The 13,884-nt window shown below is 38.6% G+C and carries 11 protein-coding genes; 9 read left to right on the forward strand and 2 right to left on the reverse strand.

Annotation, left to right across the window (positions count from 1 at the left end; genetic code table 11):
• Positions 1–30: 30 nt before the first annotated feature.
• The 6 genes from DS745_RS12430 to DS745_RS12450 all read left to right on the forward strand — a co-directional run bounded on the left by DS745_RS12430 (position 31) and on the right by DS745_RS12450 (position 8,780).
• Positions 31–2,463: a S8 family serine peptidase gene (locus DS745_RS12430; RefSeq protein ID WP_129078565.1), complete on the forward strand. Its 2,433-nt coding sequence runs from the start codon at positions 31–33 to the stop codon at positions 2,461–2,463.
• Positions 2,464–4,069: 1,606 nt separating this feature from the next.
• The gene (locus DS745_RS25390) at positions 4,070–4,201 is read left to right on the forward strand and encodes a hypothetical protein (RefSeq protein WP_277750923.1); all 132 of its coding nucleotides are present in this window, start codon (positions 4,070–4,072) and stop codon (positions 4,199–4,201) included.
• A gap of 66 nt (positions 4,202–4,267) precedes the next feature.
• Positions 4,268–6,757 (forward strand): S8 family serine peptidase, encoded by a 2,490-nt coding sequence (locus DS745_RS12435; protein ID WP_129078566.1) that lies wholly within the window; start codon positions 4,268–4,270, stop codon positions 6,755–6,757.
• Between the two features lie 268 nt (positions 6,758–7,025).
• Positions 7,026–7,739, forward strand: coding sequence for a DUF2225 domain-containing protein (locus DS745_RS12440; protein ID WP_129078567.1), 714 nt, complete (start codon positions 7,026–7,028; stop codon positions 7,737–7,739).
• 17 nt (positions 7,740–7,756) lie between these two features.
• A complete protein-coding gene (locus DS745_RS12445) occupies positions 7,757–8,023 on the forward strand; it encodes a DUF6407 family protein (protein ID WP_129078568.1) in 267 nt (88 codons plus the stop codon).
• Positions 8,024–8,171: 148 nt separating this feature from the next.
• On the forward strand, positions 8,172–8,780 hold the full coding sequence (locus tag DS745_RS12450; protein ID WP_129078569.1) for a class I SAM-dependent methyltransferase: 609 nt from the start codon (positions 8,172–8,174) through the stop codon (positions 8,778–8,780).
• A 37-nt stretch (positions 8,781–8,817) separates the two neighbouring features.
• Here the strand turns inward: DS745_RS12450 and DS745_RS12455 are convergent, their stop codons facing one another.
• Positions 8,818–10,086 (reverse strand): S-layer homology domain-containing protein, encoded by a 1,269-nt coding sequence (locus tag DS745_RS12455; RefSeq protein ID WP_161568253.1) that lies wholly within the window; start codon positions 10,084–10,086, stop codon positions 8,818–8,820.
• 216 nt (positions 10,087–10,302) lie between these two features.
• Here DS745_RS12455 and desA point away from each other — a divergent pair, with 216 nt between their 5' ends.
• The 3 genes from desA to DS745_RS12470 are packed head-to-tail and all read left to right on the forward strand — an operon-like array spanning position 10,303 to position 13,127.
• Entirely contained in the window at positions 10,303–11,343 is a 1,041-nt protein-coding gene (desA, locus tag DS745_RS12460; RefSeq protein ID WP_129078571.1) for a Delta(5) desaturase DesA, read from the forward strand.
• A gap of 47 nt (positions 11,344–11,390) precedes the next feature.
• The gene (locus tag DS745_RS12465) at positions 11,391–12,524 is read left to right on the forward strand and encodes a sensor histidine kinase (RefSeq protein WP_129078572.1); all 1,134 of its coding nucleotides are present in this window, start codon (positions 11,391–11,393) and stop codon (positions 12,522–12,524) included.
• Between the two features lie 3 nt (positions 12,525–12,527).
• Positions 12,528–13,127, forward strand: a complete 600-nt coding sequence (locus tag DS745_RS12470) for a response regulator transcription factor (RefSeq protein ID WP_129078573.1) — start codon at positions 12,528–12,530, stop codon at positions 13,125–13,127.
• Between the two features lie 171 nt (positions 13,128–13,298).
• Here DS745_RS12470 and DS745_RS12475 read toward each other — a convergent pair whose 3' ends face one another.
• The gene (locus DS745_RS12475) at positions 13,299–13,763 is read right to left on the reverse strand and encodes a DUF3052 domain-containing protein (protein WP_129078574.1); all 465 of its coding nucleotides are present in this window, start codon (positions 13,761–13,763) and stop codon (positions 13,299–13,301) included.
• Positions 13,764–13,884 lie beyond the last annotated feature (121 nt).

Here is a 13,884-nt window from a genome sequence, read left to right on the forward strand (position 1 = left end):
TATTTAGATTTTATAAAAGGAGGAAAATCAATGAAGAAAAAGTATTTATCCATCTTTATGATCTTGGTATTTTTAGTAACAGCCTTTGGGGCTAGCATACCAGGAAAGGCGAAAGCATCACTACTACGAGACGTTATTGACTTAGAGTTAAGGCAAGTATTAGCAACGGCGACGGCTCCACTAGAAGTTATTGTTACGTTTGCAGGAGATGGGGCGCCTACACTAGACAACCTTAGTCTCTTAAAAAAATTGGGAATTGAGACAGGAATAACTTTTCAAAATTTCCCTATTGCAGGGGTACTCGCAACTGCAAGCCAAATTGACTTACTTAGTAAGGAAAAAGATGTTCGATCGATATACTTAAACAGTAGAGTGAAATTTGAAAACGCAGAAGCAACAGCACTTACTGGGGTTGATAAGCTTAGAACTGACGATACACTTCGAAAGCTAAATGGTGGCCTGCCAGTTTCAGGTAAGGGAGTAGGCGTTGTTGTAAATGATAGCGGCGTTGATGGTACACATGAAGATCACAAATTTGGTAGTCATCTTGTTCAAAATGTATTAGCAGCAACTAATCTTAACTCATTAGTTGGTGTTTTGCCAGTAACGTATGTTGAAGGTGTTCCTAATACAGATAGTAGCTCTGGCCATGGTACCCATGTAGCTGGGATTGTAGGTGGAACAGGGGCTAAGTCAGGTGGAAAGCACGAAGGAGTTGCTCCAGGAGCGAATTTAATCGGTTATGGATCAGGTGCAGGTGTAGCTATATTAGATACGATTGGTGGATTTGATTATGCACTAACCAATCAGTTTAAATATGATATCCGAGTGATCACCAATTCTTGGGGAGCTACGAACGATATTGGAAGCGACTTTGATCCAAATCATCCTGTCAATGTAGCAACAAAAAAACTATATGACCGCGGAATTGTAACTGTATTTTCAGCAGGAAATTCAGGACCTGGGGATGGGACGATTACTGGTAATTACAAAAAAGCTCCATGGGTGATTACCGTAGCCGCAGGGACAAAACAAGGGAAACTAGCAAACTTTTCTTCTCGAGGACAAAAAGGAAAAGGTGGGACAGTAACGGTTGATGGAGAGATATGGCATTGGGAAGATCGCCCAACGATTACGGCTCCAGGACAAGATATTGTTTCAACTAGAGTCGTTTCACCAACATCTGCGTTGGGAGCACAAAAGGATTTAGAGCTAATCGACTTAGCGTATTTGCCGTACTATACAACGATGAGTGGGACATCAATGGCTGCACCGCATGTCGCTGGGATTGTTGCCTTACTTTTAGAGGCTAATCCAACGTTATCGCCACTAGAAGTAAAACAAATTATTGAGGGTACTGCCACTAATATGCCTGGATATGAAGCTTGGGAAGTTGGTGCAGGGTACGTGAATGCACATGCAGCTGTTGATCAAGCGCTTACTGGGAAAAAGTATGGGCAAACGTTGAATATGAAACAAGTTTTTCATTCAAGTGTTTCAATGGAAACAACAACTGAACCTTTCTCAATGAGCTATACACCACTACTAGGAAGCAGCTTCACATTTGATGTTGAAACAGGAGTAACAGAATTAGTAGCTCGCATTAATGCAAGAGGATTACTTGGGGAAACAGGGAATCCAATTCGTTTGACGTTAGTTGATCCAAACGGTGAACAATATAGTTCAGGCATCCCATTATTATTCACTTTATCACCGAATCGAACGGTTCAAGTAGCTGGACCAACACCAGGAAAATGGACACTAAAACTAGATGGCTTAAACGGTATTAGTTTACCAGAGACGATTCAAGGTGAATTAACCTTTAATAAAGCAGGACAATTCTCAGGTTTAAATGATATCACTAACCATCCAGCTGAAGCTGCAATAAAGGTGGGGGTTACCAACCGACTCCTTGATGGATACCATAATGGGCAGTACCGTCCTGATCGAAAGTTATCTAGAGCAGAATTGGCTCAGTTTTTAGTAATGGGTGCTGGTATTCGCCAGAGTTTAACTGATAATTCCACTAATCCGTATGTTGACTCAGTTCTTGCCAAAGGTGCTGCACTTCAGGATGTTTATCAGGTCAATGATGGTGTCATGCGTTTAGCCGGAAATGGGAGTTTTAACCCGAGTGGATCAGTGACTAGAGCGGAATTAGCTTATTCATTGGTTCAAAGTTTAGGATTACAGGAGCAAGCTAGAAGCTTTACTGGCGATGTTACTGTTCATTATGGTGACAAACGAATTAAGATTGAAGATGCTAACCAAATTCCAGCAGATTTACGAGGCTACGTCCAACTGGCCCTTGATTTAAACATATTAAATGCAACATTTTCAGTAAGCCAAGGTAGATTTGATCTGTTTCCAACTATTCATGCAGCATTTAAACCAGAAGAAACCATTACTCGTGGAGATTTTGCTGTAGCTATTACGAGGTATTATGCAACATATTTGCAATAGAATAGTCTTTAAAAGTATCAAGCCTTTTGGTTTGGTACTTTTTTGTGTGGAGTGGTTAGGAGGAATAGTTAATAGCATGCACTTTTAGGGGTGAAGATTAGAAAAAGGTAACGCAAGGAGCTCTATCGTTCCCTTTAAGTAGTGAAGGTTATGACAAAGGTAACGCAAGGAGTTCTAGCGTTCCCTTTAAGTAGTGAAGGTTATGACAAAGGTAACGTAAGGAGTTCTATCGTTCCCTTTAAGTAGTGAAGGTTTTGAAAAAGGAAACGCAAGGAGCTCTATCGTTCCCTTTATGAGGTGAAGGATATGAAAAAGGAAACGCAAGGAGCTCTATCGTTCCCTTTATGAGGTGAAGGTTTTGACAAAGGTAACGTAAGGAGTTCTATCGTTCCCTTTAAGTAGTGAAGGATATGAAAAAGGTAACGCAGTGAGCTCTATCGTTCCCTTTCTGAGGTGAAGGATGTGAAAAAGGTAACGCAAGGAGCTCTAGCGTTACCTTTATGTGGTGAAGGAAATGAAAAAGGTAACGCAAGAAGCTCTATCGTTCCCTTTCTGAGGTGAAGGTTATGAAAAAGGAAACGCAAGGAGCTCTAGCGTTCCCTTTATGTGGTGAAGGATATGAAAAAGGTAACGCAAGGAGCTCTATCGTTCCCTTTATGAGGTGAAGGTTTTGAAAAAGGAAACGCAAGGAGTTCTAGCGTTCCCTTTATGATGTGAAGGTTTTGAAAAAGGAAACGCAAGGAGCTCTATCGTTCCCTTTAAGTAGTGAAGGTTATGAAAAAGGAAACGCAAGGAGTTCTAGCGTTCCCTTTATGATGTGAAGGTTTTGAAAAAGGAAACGCAAGGAGCTCTATCGTTCCCTTTAAGTAGTGAAGGTTATGAAAAAGGAAACGCAAGGAGCTCTATCGTTCCCTTTAAGTAGTGAAGGTTATGAAAAAGGAAACGCAAGGAGTTCTATCGTTCCCTTTATGTAGTGAAGGTTATGAAAAAGGAAACGCAAGGAGTTCTATCGTTCCCTATCTGAGGTGAAGGTTATGAAAAAGGAAACGCAAGGAGCTCTATCGTTCCCTATCTGAGGTGAAGGATGTGAAAAAGGAAACGCAAGGAGCTCTATCGTTCCCTTTCTGAGGTGAAGGATGTGAAAAAGGTAACGTAAGGAGCTCTATCGTTCCCTATCTGAGGTGAAGGTTATGAAAAAGGAAACGCAGTGAGCTCTATCGTTCCCTTTATGTGGTGGAGGATATGAAAAAGGTAACGCAAGAAGTTCTAGCGTTCCCTTTAAGTAGTGAAGGTTATGAAAAAGGAAACGCAGTGAGCTCTATCGTTCCCTTTATGAGGTGGAGGATGTGAAAAAGGAAACGCAGTGAGCTCTATCGTTCCCTTTATGAGGTGGAGGATGTGAGAAAGGTAACGCGAGGAGCTCTATCGTTCCCTTTATGTGGTGAAGGAAATGAAAAAGGAAACGCAAGGAGCTCTATCGTTCCCTTTATGAGGTGAAGGTTTTGAAAAAGGAAACGCAAGGAGCTCTATCGTTCCCTATCTGAGGTGAAGGATGTGAAAAAGGAAACGCAAGGAACTCTAGCATTCCCTTTATGTGTGGAAAGGAATGAAAAAGGTAACGAAAGCTCACGGGAACGCTCTTTCACCTAGACGCAACCAAAACAACTACTCCCAATACGCCATTTGTACGATGGAAAATAGTACGGATGCAAAGGAGATTACAACCTTTGTGGAATAGTTAGAAATCTCTGAATTTTAGATAATAAGGGTAGTAAGAAAATATCTTGATAAAGGGGAAAAGAGAATGAGAAAACGTTTTTTGCAATTTCTAATAGCTTTATTGGTAATTACACCATTATTGAGTTTCAACGCTAGTCAAACAAACGCCATCGGAGGTTTATTGAAAGGCACGATAGGTGCAATTAAAACAACGATTGATCCCGAACTAGAGAAACTACTTAATACCGATTTAGGAATAGCAGAAGTAATTGTAACATTTCACGGTAATGGTCCAGCAAATCAACAACAAATATCCTTACTTCAAAAGTTAGGCATTAACGATGCTTTACTTATGAAAAACTTACCTATCGCAGGTATGTTAGCAACAAAAAAACAAATTGAAGAACTTGCTAAGAACAGCGAAGTACGCTCAATCTACTTAAATACTAAACTAGAATACTATAACGCTGAGTCAACAGATATTACGGGAGTTAACAAAGTACGTACGGATGACCAGATGCGAAAACAAAATGGTGGTTTTCCTGTTTCGGGTAAAGGGATAGGTGTTGTCATCAATGATAGTGGCGTGGATGGCACACATGATGATCACAGGTTTGGTGATAACTTAGTCCAAAACGTAATGGGGACAACAAACTTAAATGCCTTAAGTGGTCTTCTTCCAGTCACATATGTAGAGAATGTAATTAATACAGATACAAATTCAGGCCATGGAACTCACGTAGCAGGAACAGTTGGAGGTACGGGTGCTAAATCTGGAGGGAAATACGAAGGTGTTGCTCCGGGCGCAAATCTTATTGGTTACGGTTCGGGTGGAGCGTTATTTATCCTAGATGGTATTGGTGGATTTGATTATGCTATTACAAATCAAGCAAAATATGGAATTCGTGTGATAACAAACTCTTGGGGATCTTCTGGAAACTTTAACCCAGATCACCCAATAAACATCGCTAGTAAGAAAGCTTATGATCGCGGGATTGTCGTTTTATTTGCAGCAGGTAACGAAGGACCTTCAGAAAATACTCACAATCCATATGCAAAAGCCCCTTGGGTAATTTCTGTTGGAGCAGGAGTTAAGGATGGATCGCTAGCGAACTTTTCATCTCGAGGAACGAAAGGAGTAGGTGGCACGTTCACAATCGACGGAAAAGAGTGGACTTGGAAAGATGAGCCTACAATTACTGCACCTGGTGTAGACATTATTTCTACAAGAGTTATTGCTCCACTGTCGGCTCTTTCAGCAGATAAGGACTTAGAATTAATTGATTTAGCTTACTTACCATATTATACGTCAATGAGCGGTACTTCAATGGCGACACCACACGTGGCAGGGATCGTTGCTTTAATGCTTGAAGCTAATCCACTTCTGTCACCAGCGGAAGTAAAAGACATCCTACAAAGAACAGCAACAAACATGCCTGGACGTGAAGCATGGGAAGTTGGAGCAGGTTACGTAAATGCTTATGCAGCATTAGAAGAGATTTTTTTTTACACAAATCAGTATGGGAAAACAGTAAATAGTTTTCAAACTTTTCATAGTAATGTAGATGTATCGGTAGATAGAATGCCATTTTCTGTTTCCTATAACCCAGTAACACTAAGCTCTAATTACACCGAATTTGACGTTCAACCAGGAACATCAGGAGTAGTAGCTCAAGTTGATGGAAAAGGAATAATGAGTGAAACAGGAAATCCTATAAATTTAGTATTAATTGCACCAGATGGTACTGAAGTAAGTTCTGGAGTTAGTTTATTATTTCGACTAGAATTTACAAGAACAGTATCAGTGAGTAGTCCTCAACCTGGTACGTGGAAAGCTGAAATTCGGGGATTGCGTGGAAATGAATTAAATCCTATTGGTATTGGTTTGCCAGAAGAAGTGAGTGGGACATTGTCATTTTCTAAGGTTGCTGGTTTCACAGGATTAGCTGACATTGCAGGTCATCCTGCAGAAAATGCTATAAAACTAGGGATTAATGAACGACTGTTTGATGGCTTTTCAAACGGAAGATTTTCACCTGATGCAAAATTAGAAAGAAAAGATTTAGCTAAATATTTAGTTATGGGAGCTGGAATACGACAATCGCTTAAAGAAAGCTCACTTACGGATGTTTCTGGAGCAGACCTGCCTTACGTTAAAGCAGTAGTTGCAAGAGGAGGGGCTCTCCGTGATGGTAAGCAACTAAATAACGGTGTAATGCTTACGAGTAGTGGAAAGTTTAATCCGAAAGGTTCAGTTTCTCGCGAAGAACTTTCCTACGCGCTTGTCCAAAGCTTTGGGTTACAACAAATGACACAAGGCCATAAAGGTGACGTCACCGTTCAATATGGAAATGAGCGTTTGGTCCTTGAAGACCAGCACCTTATTTCACCAGAATTAAAGGGGTATGTTCAAGTGGCGTTGGACTTAAATATCATGAATGCCTATTTTACAATATCGCAAGGTAAATACGATCTTGAACCTACTGTACATGCAAGCTTCAAAGCAAACGACGTAGTGACAAGAGGAGATTTTGCTGTAGCGATGACAAGGTTTTTCAATGCCTATTTAAAATAATGAGGTAGGTTCCTTGTCCCTTCCTATCCTTCTCCAAAAACCTAGAGTGCCAAAACTCTAGGTTTTTTAGATTGCTTAGAATAGGACAGAGGGACAGGTCCTCTGTCCCAGTTGGTATATAGGACAAGGGACCTGTCCCTCTGTCCTCTCCCTCTGTCCTCCCTCTGTCCTCATTTTGTCCCTATTGTCCTATTTATTCCTTTTATTTTCCATGAAAAGGTGATATTATATAGGAAATTAGAATTATCCATGACCTTGGAGGAAGATTATGAATAGTGATATAGACCCACTATATGATAAAACAACAAAATGCTTACTATGCGATCATAAATTTCATACAAAGAAGGTTCGTTCAAGGTTTTCTCTAGCACGTAGTATGGAGACTGATTTCTTTACGGAGTATATCCATGATACAAATGGGAAAAATATAAATCCTTTGCTATATTATGTAAACGTCTGTCCGTCATGTGGATATTCTTATTCAGATGAGGCGAATACTTATTTTCTAAGTGGAACGAAAGAAGCAATTATGGAGAAGATTACAACACACTGGAAGGGTCAAGATTACTTTTGTGATGTTCGAAATAAAAAAGTAGCAATTGATTCTTATAAATTAGCAATTCTAGCAGGGAGTATTAAAAAGGAACGCCCTATTGTAATGGCGGGTTTACATATGAGGTTGTCATGGATCTATCGTACGCTTGAAATGACAGAGGAAGAAACACGGTTCAAAGGATATGCCTTAGAGCAGTATGAGAAGTCATATTTTCAAGGAGATTTTCAAAATTCATCAATGTCTGCAATTCGTCTAAGCTATTTAATTGGTGAATTACACCGTCAGTTTGGAAATTTTCAAAAGGCCAGTCAGTTCTTTTCAAAGATTATACATATCAAACAGCCGATGAAAGACCGACTATTCATTGAACTGGCAAGAGACCAGTGGTATGATATGGCAAAAGTAAACAGAGCAAAAAAAGTGTAACAAGACACGGAGGCTATATGAATTTATCGGAATTTGTGCAAGTGGCTACTAAGAACATTGTTCAATTTAATCCACATAACATGGATCATCTAAAGGAATTAACTAGATTAGCGATTGATCAATTTCAACTAAAGAGTATTGTTAAAAAAGAAGAAGGTTCTGAATACTTATATTTAGCTTCAATGGCAGAGGAAAATATTCTTGCCAAAATTTTAGAACTAGCTAGCGGTAAAGAAATTAGCCTAGAAGCCATCTATAACAGTCAAATCATTAGAAAACATTAGGAAACCGAGTGCGAACAAAATCGTTCTCGGTTTCTTTTTAGTAGAGAAAAAGCGATTCTAATTTGAGGAATATATGTGGTATACATTATAAAAGATTAGTAACTATAATAGATTAATACGAAAAAAGATTAGATGGAGTTTATATGAAATGAATGAACAGTACTATGAGAAGTTATTAAATATTAATACAAGCGCAGAAGCTAGTCGTGTGCAAAAATCGTTTCATTATCATCGCTATGAGCCCACTCCTTATAGTGCACTTGAGGTTTTATTTCGAGAGTACGAATTAAACAGTAGTGACCGGATCGTAGATTTTGGTTGTGGAAAAGGTCGATTGAACTTTTTAATTAAACGTTTATTTAATTCTTCGGTGGTCGGGGTTGAAATGAATGAGCTATTTTACAAAGCGGCCCTTGAAAATCGCCGTAGTTACTTAGAAAAAGACAAGCAAGCCGGGGAGAAGATCCAATTTTATTGCGGTCTAGCAGAAGAATATATAGTGAACCCCTTAGATAATTGTTTTTATTTCTTCAATCCTTTTTCAATCCAGGTATTTATCAAAGTAATCAATAATATTCTTACTTCTGTTGAGGAAACAAGCCGAACAGTGGAAATTGTCTTATATTATCCTTCGGAGGATTATATTTATTATTTGGAGAACTATACATCATTTGTTTTGAAAAAAGAGGTGAGGTTAGAAGAGTTGTATGAGCAAAACCCAAATGAGAGATTTTTAATTTATCACCTAACATACTAAAAAACACAAGGCTCATATTGAACCTTGTGTTTGCTATTTACTGCATGCTTAAAGCTAATATTCGGGAAGCAATGACAGCAAATTGTGCTCTTGTAATTTCTCCTGCAGGTTGATAGCTACCGTTAGAGAAGCCACGGATTAGGCCGTTTGAGGCTACGACTTGAATGTGGTCATAGGCCCAGTGGTTTGAGGCGACGTCTGTAAATGGTACATTGCCTTGTTTTTCTAAGTGAAATGCTAGTGCGAGAACTTTTGCTGCTTGAGCACGAGTTAGAGGCGCATTCGGATGGAACATCTCGCCATTACTAAACACTCCTACATCAGTTAAGGCCGCAATCGCCATATATGCTGGATGTTCAGCAGGAACGTCTTTAAAATCTGGTGCTTTTGGAACATCTTGTTTCATAGGTACAAATTTGACTAAAGCCATAGCTGCTTCTGCACGGGTAAGAGCTTGGTTTGGATAAACGAAACCATCTTCAGAAGGAACTAACAGGCCGTTTTGAACGGCTCCATATAATGCTGTAGCTGCCCAATGATTTTCAGGGACATCAGCTAGCGTAAACTTAGGAGCGTTAAATACTTTTAAAAACTGCTCAGCCATTGATTTATAACCGTCTTCAGATGGGTGGATATCAACTGGATTAGGCAAGTAAAGCTTACCTTTATCACCAAAATCAATGTCAATATATGTAGCACCTGTTTGTTGGACTGCTAATTTAATCGTAGTATTTAAAGCGTTTGTAGCTTCAGCTAACATTTTTTGTAGAGTGCCCTCAGCATGTGGAAACGCAAATGGATATCCAAACACATAGACATCAGCTTCTGGTGAGATTGTTTTAATACCAACTACGATTTGTGCAAGCTGCTTCCCCATTTCTTCCAAGGCGGCTGGGACTTTTGTAAAATCTACATTCACATTTCCCGTTGCCTTATCTATGGAAACTAAATTAAGAACATCGTTCCCACCAATTGATAGTGTCACAAAGTTGGAGTTTTTTATAGCAGCCATTACTTTTTCATCCTTGAGTTGTAACAAGACATCGGTTGTCTTCGCTCCATTCTTGGCAAAATCCTTTGTGTAAGAAGCGAGTTTCCCTTGAGCCTCTAAATATCCTGCAATCACATCGTTATAGCCTTTCCCCGCTGATAAATCATAAAGAGTTCCTGCTGCATAAGAGTCTCCTAAAGCAACAAAATGGATGTTCTTTTCAGTGTCTGTGGCATGAACTGATAAAGCTAGAGTAGACCACAGCAAAAGTACAGTTAGTAATACAGATAATCGTTTAAACAGTGTTCGATTCATTTTATCCCTCCAAAAAATTGAATAGCTACACCATAAAAATATGTCTGCAATTACAATACATTCCATAGTGAACAAAATAATTATGTCTAGTGTCCTATATGACAAATGTCATGCAACTGTATGACGTTTATGCCTTATAGAAATCAAGAATATTTTCTATACTAAAGACAGTGAATATATTGTTTATTAGTGTTTAATTGAAGGGAGTTTTAGAAAATGAGTGTAGCGAAAATAACAGAACTTAAAAAAGAAATGGCTCCATATGAAAAAATCGATATAAAAGCTAGTATCATTCAAATACTAAATACACTTGGACCGTTGGTATTATTGTGGGTCGGAGCATATTTAAGCCTATCTGTGTCTTACTGGCTTACATTACCACTTGCTATTTTAGCAGCAGGTTTTATGGTTCGAACGTTCATTTTATTCCATGATTGTTGTCATCAATCGTTTTTCAAAAGTAGAAAAGCGAATGATATCTTAGGAACAATTACCGGAGTTTTAACACTTGTACCGTATCAACAATGGAAGCATACGCACACTGTTCATCATGCAACGAGTGGAAACTTAGATAAACGTGGTACTGGTGACATGTGGGTACTTACGGTTGAAGAGTACAAGGCTGCTTCGCTATGGAAGAAAATTTCTTATCGCGTTTATCGTAATCCATTTGTCATGCTGATCATTGGACCAGTTGCTATTTTCTTATTGGAATATCGCTTTAACCGTAAAGGTGCGAAAAGGAAAGAAAGAATTAATACGTATGTAACAAATGTATCCATCGTTGCCCTTTATTCAATTATGTGTTGGTTAGTTGGCTGGCAAGCATTTGTAATGATCCAAGGGCCGATCTTTTTTGTAGCTGGGTTACTTGGGATTTGGTTATTTTATGTACAGCATCAGTTTGAAGATTCTTACTTTGAAAATGAAGAAGAATGGACGTATATCCAAGCTGCTGTTGAAGGGAGTTCTTATTACAAACTTCCAAAGGTATTGCAGTGGATTACTGGGAATATTGGGTTTCACCATGTGCATCACTTAAGCCCAAGAGTGCCTAATTATAATTTAGAAAAAGCCCATAATGCTTCAGAGGATTTAAAAAAGGCAACAACTGTTACGATTAGTACAAGTTTTAAATCATTGAATTACCGTTTATGGGATGAGAAAAATAAGAAATTCATTCATTTCAAAGAGCTTAAGAATTATGTAAATGAGCCAACCAAAAAAACGGTAGAACTTGCGAGAAAAGTTAATTAGTCATATTATGGTAATATAATGGTATTGGTAAGAAGGGGAGAAAAAACATGAAAAAATGGAATCAGAAGGTTCGGAAAAACACAGGTCTTAGCCCCTATGTTTGGATCGTGTTTTACATTCTCCCTTTTTATTTTATTTTCCAAGCTTCATCTACACCTCAAATAGTGTCTGGAATCATTATGATTGCCGGGTTCCTGATATGTTACGTGCTATCCTTTACATCTAGAGGATGGCTTATCTATTTGGGGACGGGTATTCAAATAGCCATTTCGACAACGATGAGTTTGTTGTTTGGCTATATTTATTTCTTTTTATTTTTAGCGTTTTTTATAGGGAATTTGAAAAATAAAGTGGCCTTTATCATTTTTTATATTATTTTACTTATTAGTACCTTTGGTAGTATCTACTATGGGTTTGTTACAGTTCATTACCGAGAGCTAATTACACAACTACCGTTTGTTGTTCTAAGTGTTATTGCTGTCATACTCCTTCCTGTGAGTACGTATGATAGAAATAAAGAGGACGAACTTCAAGGTCAGTTGGAGGATGCGAATAAACGAATTTCTGAATTAGTAAAGCTTGAGGAACGTCAGCGTATTTCCCGTGATTTACATGACACGCTCGGACAAAAGCTGTCACTAATTGGCTTGAAAAGCGACCTAGCTAGCAAGTTAATTAATAAAAATCCGGCACAAGCTCGCTTGGAAATAAAAGATGTGCAAATAACAGCTCGAATTGCTTTAAAAGAAGTTCGTGAACTAGTCACGCAAATGCGTGGTACTAAGCTTGAGGATGAAGTGTTTCGAGTCGAACAAATCTTGAAAGCAGCGGGAATAGATTTTAACCTTGAAGGAAGTCCAAGGCTAACAAACACATCATTAATTGCTGAAAACGTTGTAAGTATGTGCTTAAAAGAAGCGGTAAACAATGTCGTCAAACATAGCAACGCTAAAATGTGTTCATTAATTATTGAGCAACTAAAGACAGAACTATTGGTAAAAGTAAAAGACAATGGGGTTGGAATTGGTAATTCACTGCAAAATATGAGTGGAAATGGTTTGCAAGGAATGAAAGAGCGGCTTGAATTCGTTAATGGAAGCCTAGAAATTGCATCTGTACAAGGGACTACTCTTATTATTAAAGTACCAAATGCATACAAACAAACGGAAGAGGAGGTGTAGCTTATGATTCGAATTGTCATTGCCGAGGATCAAAAAATGTTACTAGGAGCTCTTGCAGCTTTACTAGATCTTGAAGAGGATATGACTGTTGTCGGTAGAGCAGGCAATGGGGAAGAAGCAGTCAAATTAGTTCACCAACTCAAACCGGATGTATGTATCATGGACATTGAAATGCCTGCAAGAACGGGCTTAGAAGCAGCTGAAGAACTAAAGGGATTTGGTTGCAAAGTGATTATACTAACTACTTTTGCGCGCCCAGGTTATTTCGAACGAGCACTAAAGGCAGGTGTAAATGGCTACATGCTAAAAGATAGCCCGAGTGATGACCTGGCGAGTGCCATTCGCAGTGTAATGGATGGAAAACGAATTTATGCTTCGGAATTAGTAGATGAAGTATATAGTGAAGAAAATCCACTAACCGAGCGGGAAAGCGAAGTCCTTTTGTTAATGTCAGAAGGAAAGAGCACAAAAGAAATTGCTAATACGCTTTTTATTACAACTGGAACCGTTAGAAACTATATATCTTCTATTCTAGATAAACTAGATGTGAGTAACCGAATAGAAGCTATTACCCGATTTAAAGATAAGGGATGGTTCAAATGAAAGAAACGACAAACCACTTCATAGGAAGAGGTTTGTTTTTTTGTAATTATGATAGTTTGTTAATATATGTAATAAAACCATCTAAAGATGGTTTTATTACATATGCTGGAATATTATCTTCTTGAATTATAAAAGGTACACGCTAGTCTAGGCGTGTACCTTTTGTGATTTTTAATTTTCACTTTGAGTGCGTTCTTTGCCTTTTTCAGTAACGGCAAAGCCACGAGTCAGTGTTTTAATTTGTTCAACCTTACGGAAACGGAGGGCTGACCAATCTTCGTCGACTGCAATTTGTCGGACAGGTTCATAACCTTCCTCAGCAAGTAGGGTAGCAACTGTATCACGGCTACAGTCAGATCCTTTAATGGTTTTTGATGATTTTTTTGGATAACAAAGCCAGAGTAAACCATCTTCTTTCACCACAGCCGCAGCCTGTTTTCCAAACGTTCTAATTTCTTCGTTTGAGGTGCCAAATACTTGAACAAAGTGATATGTATCAAGAGTAGCTTCTCTGTGAACTTCTCCAAGAAAAGTGGTGCTGACCTCCTCGTAAGATTTAGGTGCGTTTAGGATTAAAACCGCTTGTCCTTGATCTTTGAACTGCAACTTTTTAACAACTGAATGTAGTTCATTCATTACCAACAGTCCTTTCATTAGCTATTAAACCTACTATACATAATTTACTACTAGTGACACAAGTGAGATTGTAAGAGCGGTTTTCCAAAGTCTCGAACCTCAAGAACGTTTTCAAAACATC

It is taken from the genome of Anaerobacillus alkaliphilus (genome assembly GCF_004116265.1).
In the GTDB taxonomy this organism is placed as follows: Bacteria; Bacillota; Bacilli; order Bacillales; family Anaerobacillaceae; genus Anaerobacillus; species Anaerobacillus alkaliphilus.

What these genes read in the sequence shown, in the direction of transcription:
- DS745_RS12435 (WP_129078566.1), top strand. Translation starts at nt 4,268, where the DNA reads ATGAGAAAACGTTTTTTGCAATTTCTAATAGCTTTATTGGTAATTACA.
- DS745_RS12440 (WP_129078567.1), top strand. Translation starts at nt 7,026, where the DNA reads ATGAATAGTGATATAGACCCACTATATGATAAAACAACAAAATGCTTA.
- DS745_RS12430 (WP_129078565.1), top strand. Translation starts at nt 31, where the DNA reads ATGAAGAAAAAGTATTTATCCATCTTTATGATCTTGGTATTTTTAGTA.
- desA (WP_129078571.1), top strand. Translation starts at nt 10,303, where the DNA reads ATGAGTGTAGCGAAAATAACAGAACTTAAAAAAGAAATGGCTCCATAT.
- DS745_RS12465 (WP_129078572.1), top strand. Translation starts at nt 11,391, where the DNA reads ATGAAAAAATGGAATCAGAAGGTTCGGAAAAACACAGGTCTTAGCCCC.
- DS745_RS12455 (WP_161568253.1), bottom strand. Translation starts at nt 10,086, where the DNA reads ATGAATCGAACACTGTTTAAACGATTATCTGTATTACTAACTGTACTT.
- DS745_RS25390 (WP_277750923.1), top strand. Translation starts at nt 4,070, where the DNA reads ATGAAAAAGGTAACGAAAGCTCACGGGAACGCTCTTTCACCTAGACGC.
- DS745_RS12475 (WP_129078574.1), bottom strand. Translation starts at nt 13,763, where the DNA reads ATGAATGAACTACATTCAGTTGTTAAAAAGTTGCAGTTCAAAGATCAA.
- DS745_RS12450 (WP_129078569.1), top strand. Translation starts at nt 8,172, where the DNA reads ATGAATGAACAGTACTATGAGAAGTTATTAAATATTAATACAAGCGCA.
- DS745_RS12445 (WP_129078568.1), top strand. Translation starts at nt 7,757, where the DNA reads ATGAATTTATCGGAATTTGTGCAAGTGGCTACTAAGAACATTGTTCAA.
- DS745_RS12470 (WP_129078573.1), top strand. Translation starts at nt 12,528, where the DNA reads ATGATTCGAATTGTCATTGCCGAGGATCAAAAAATGTTACTAGGAGCT.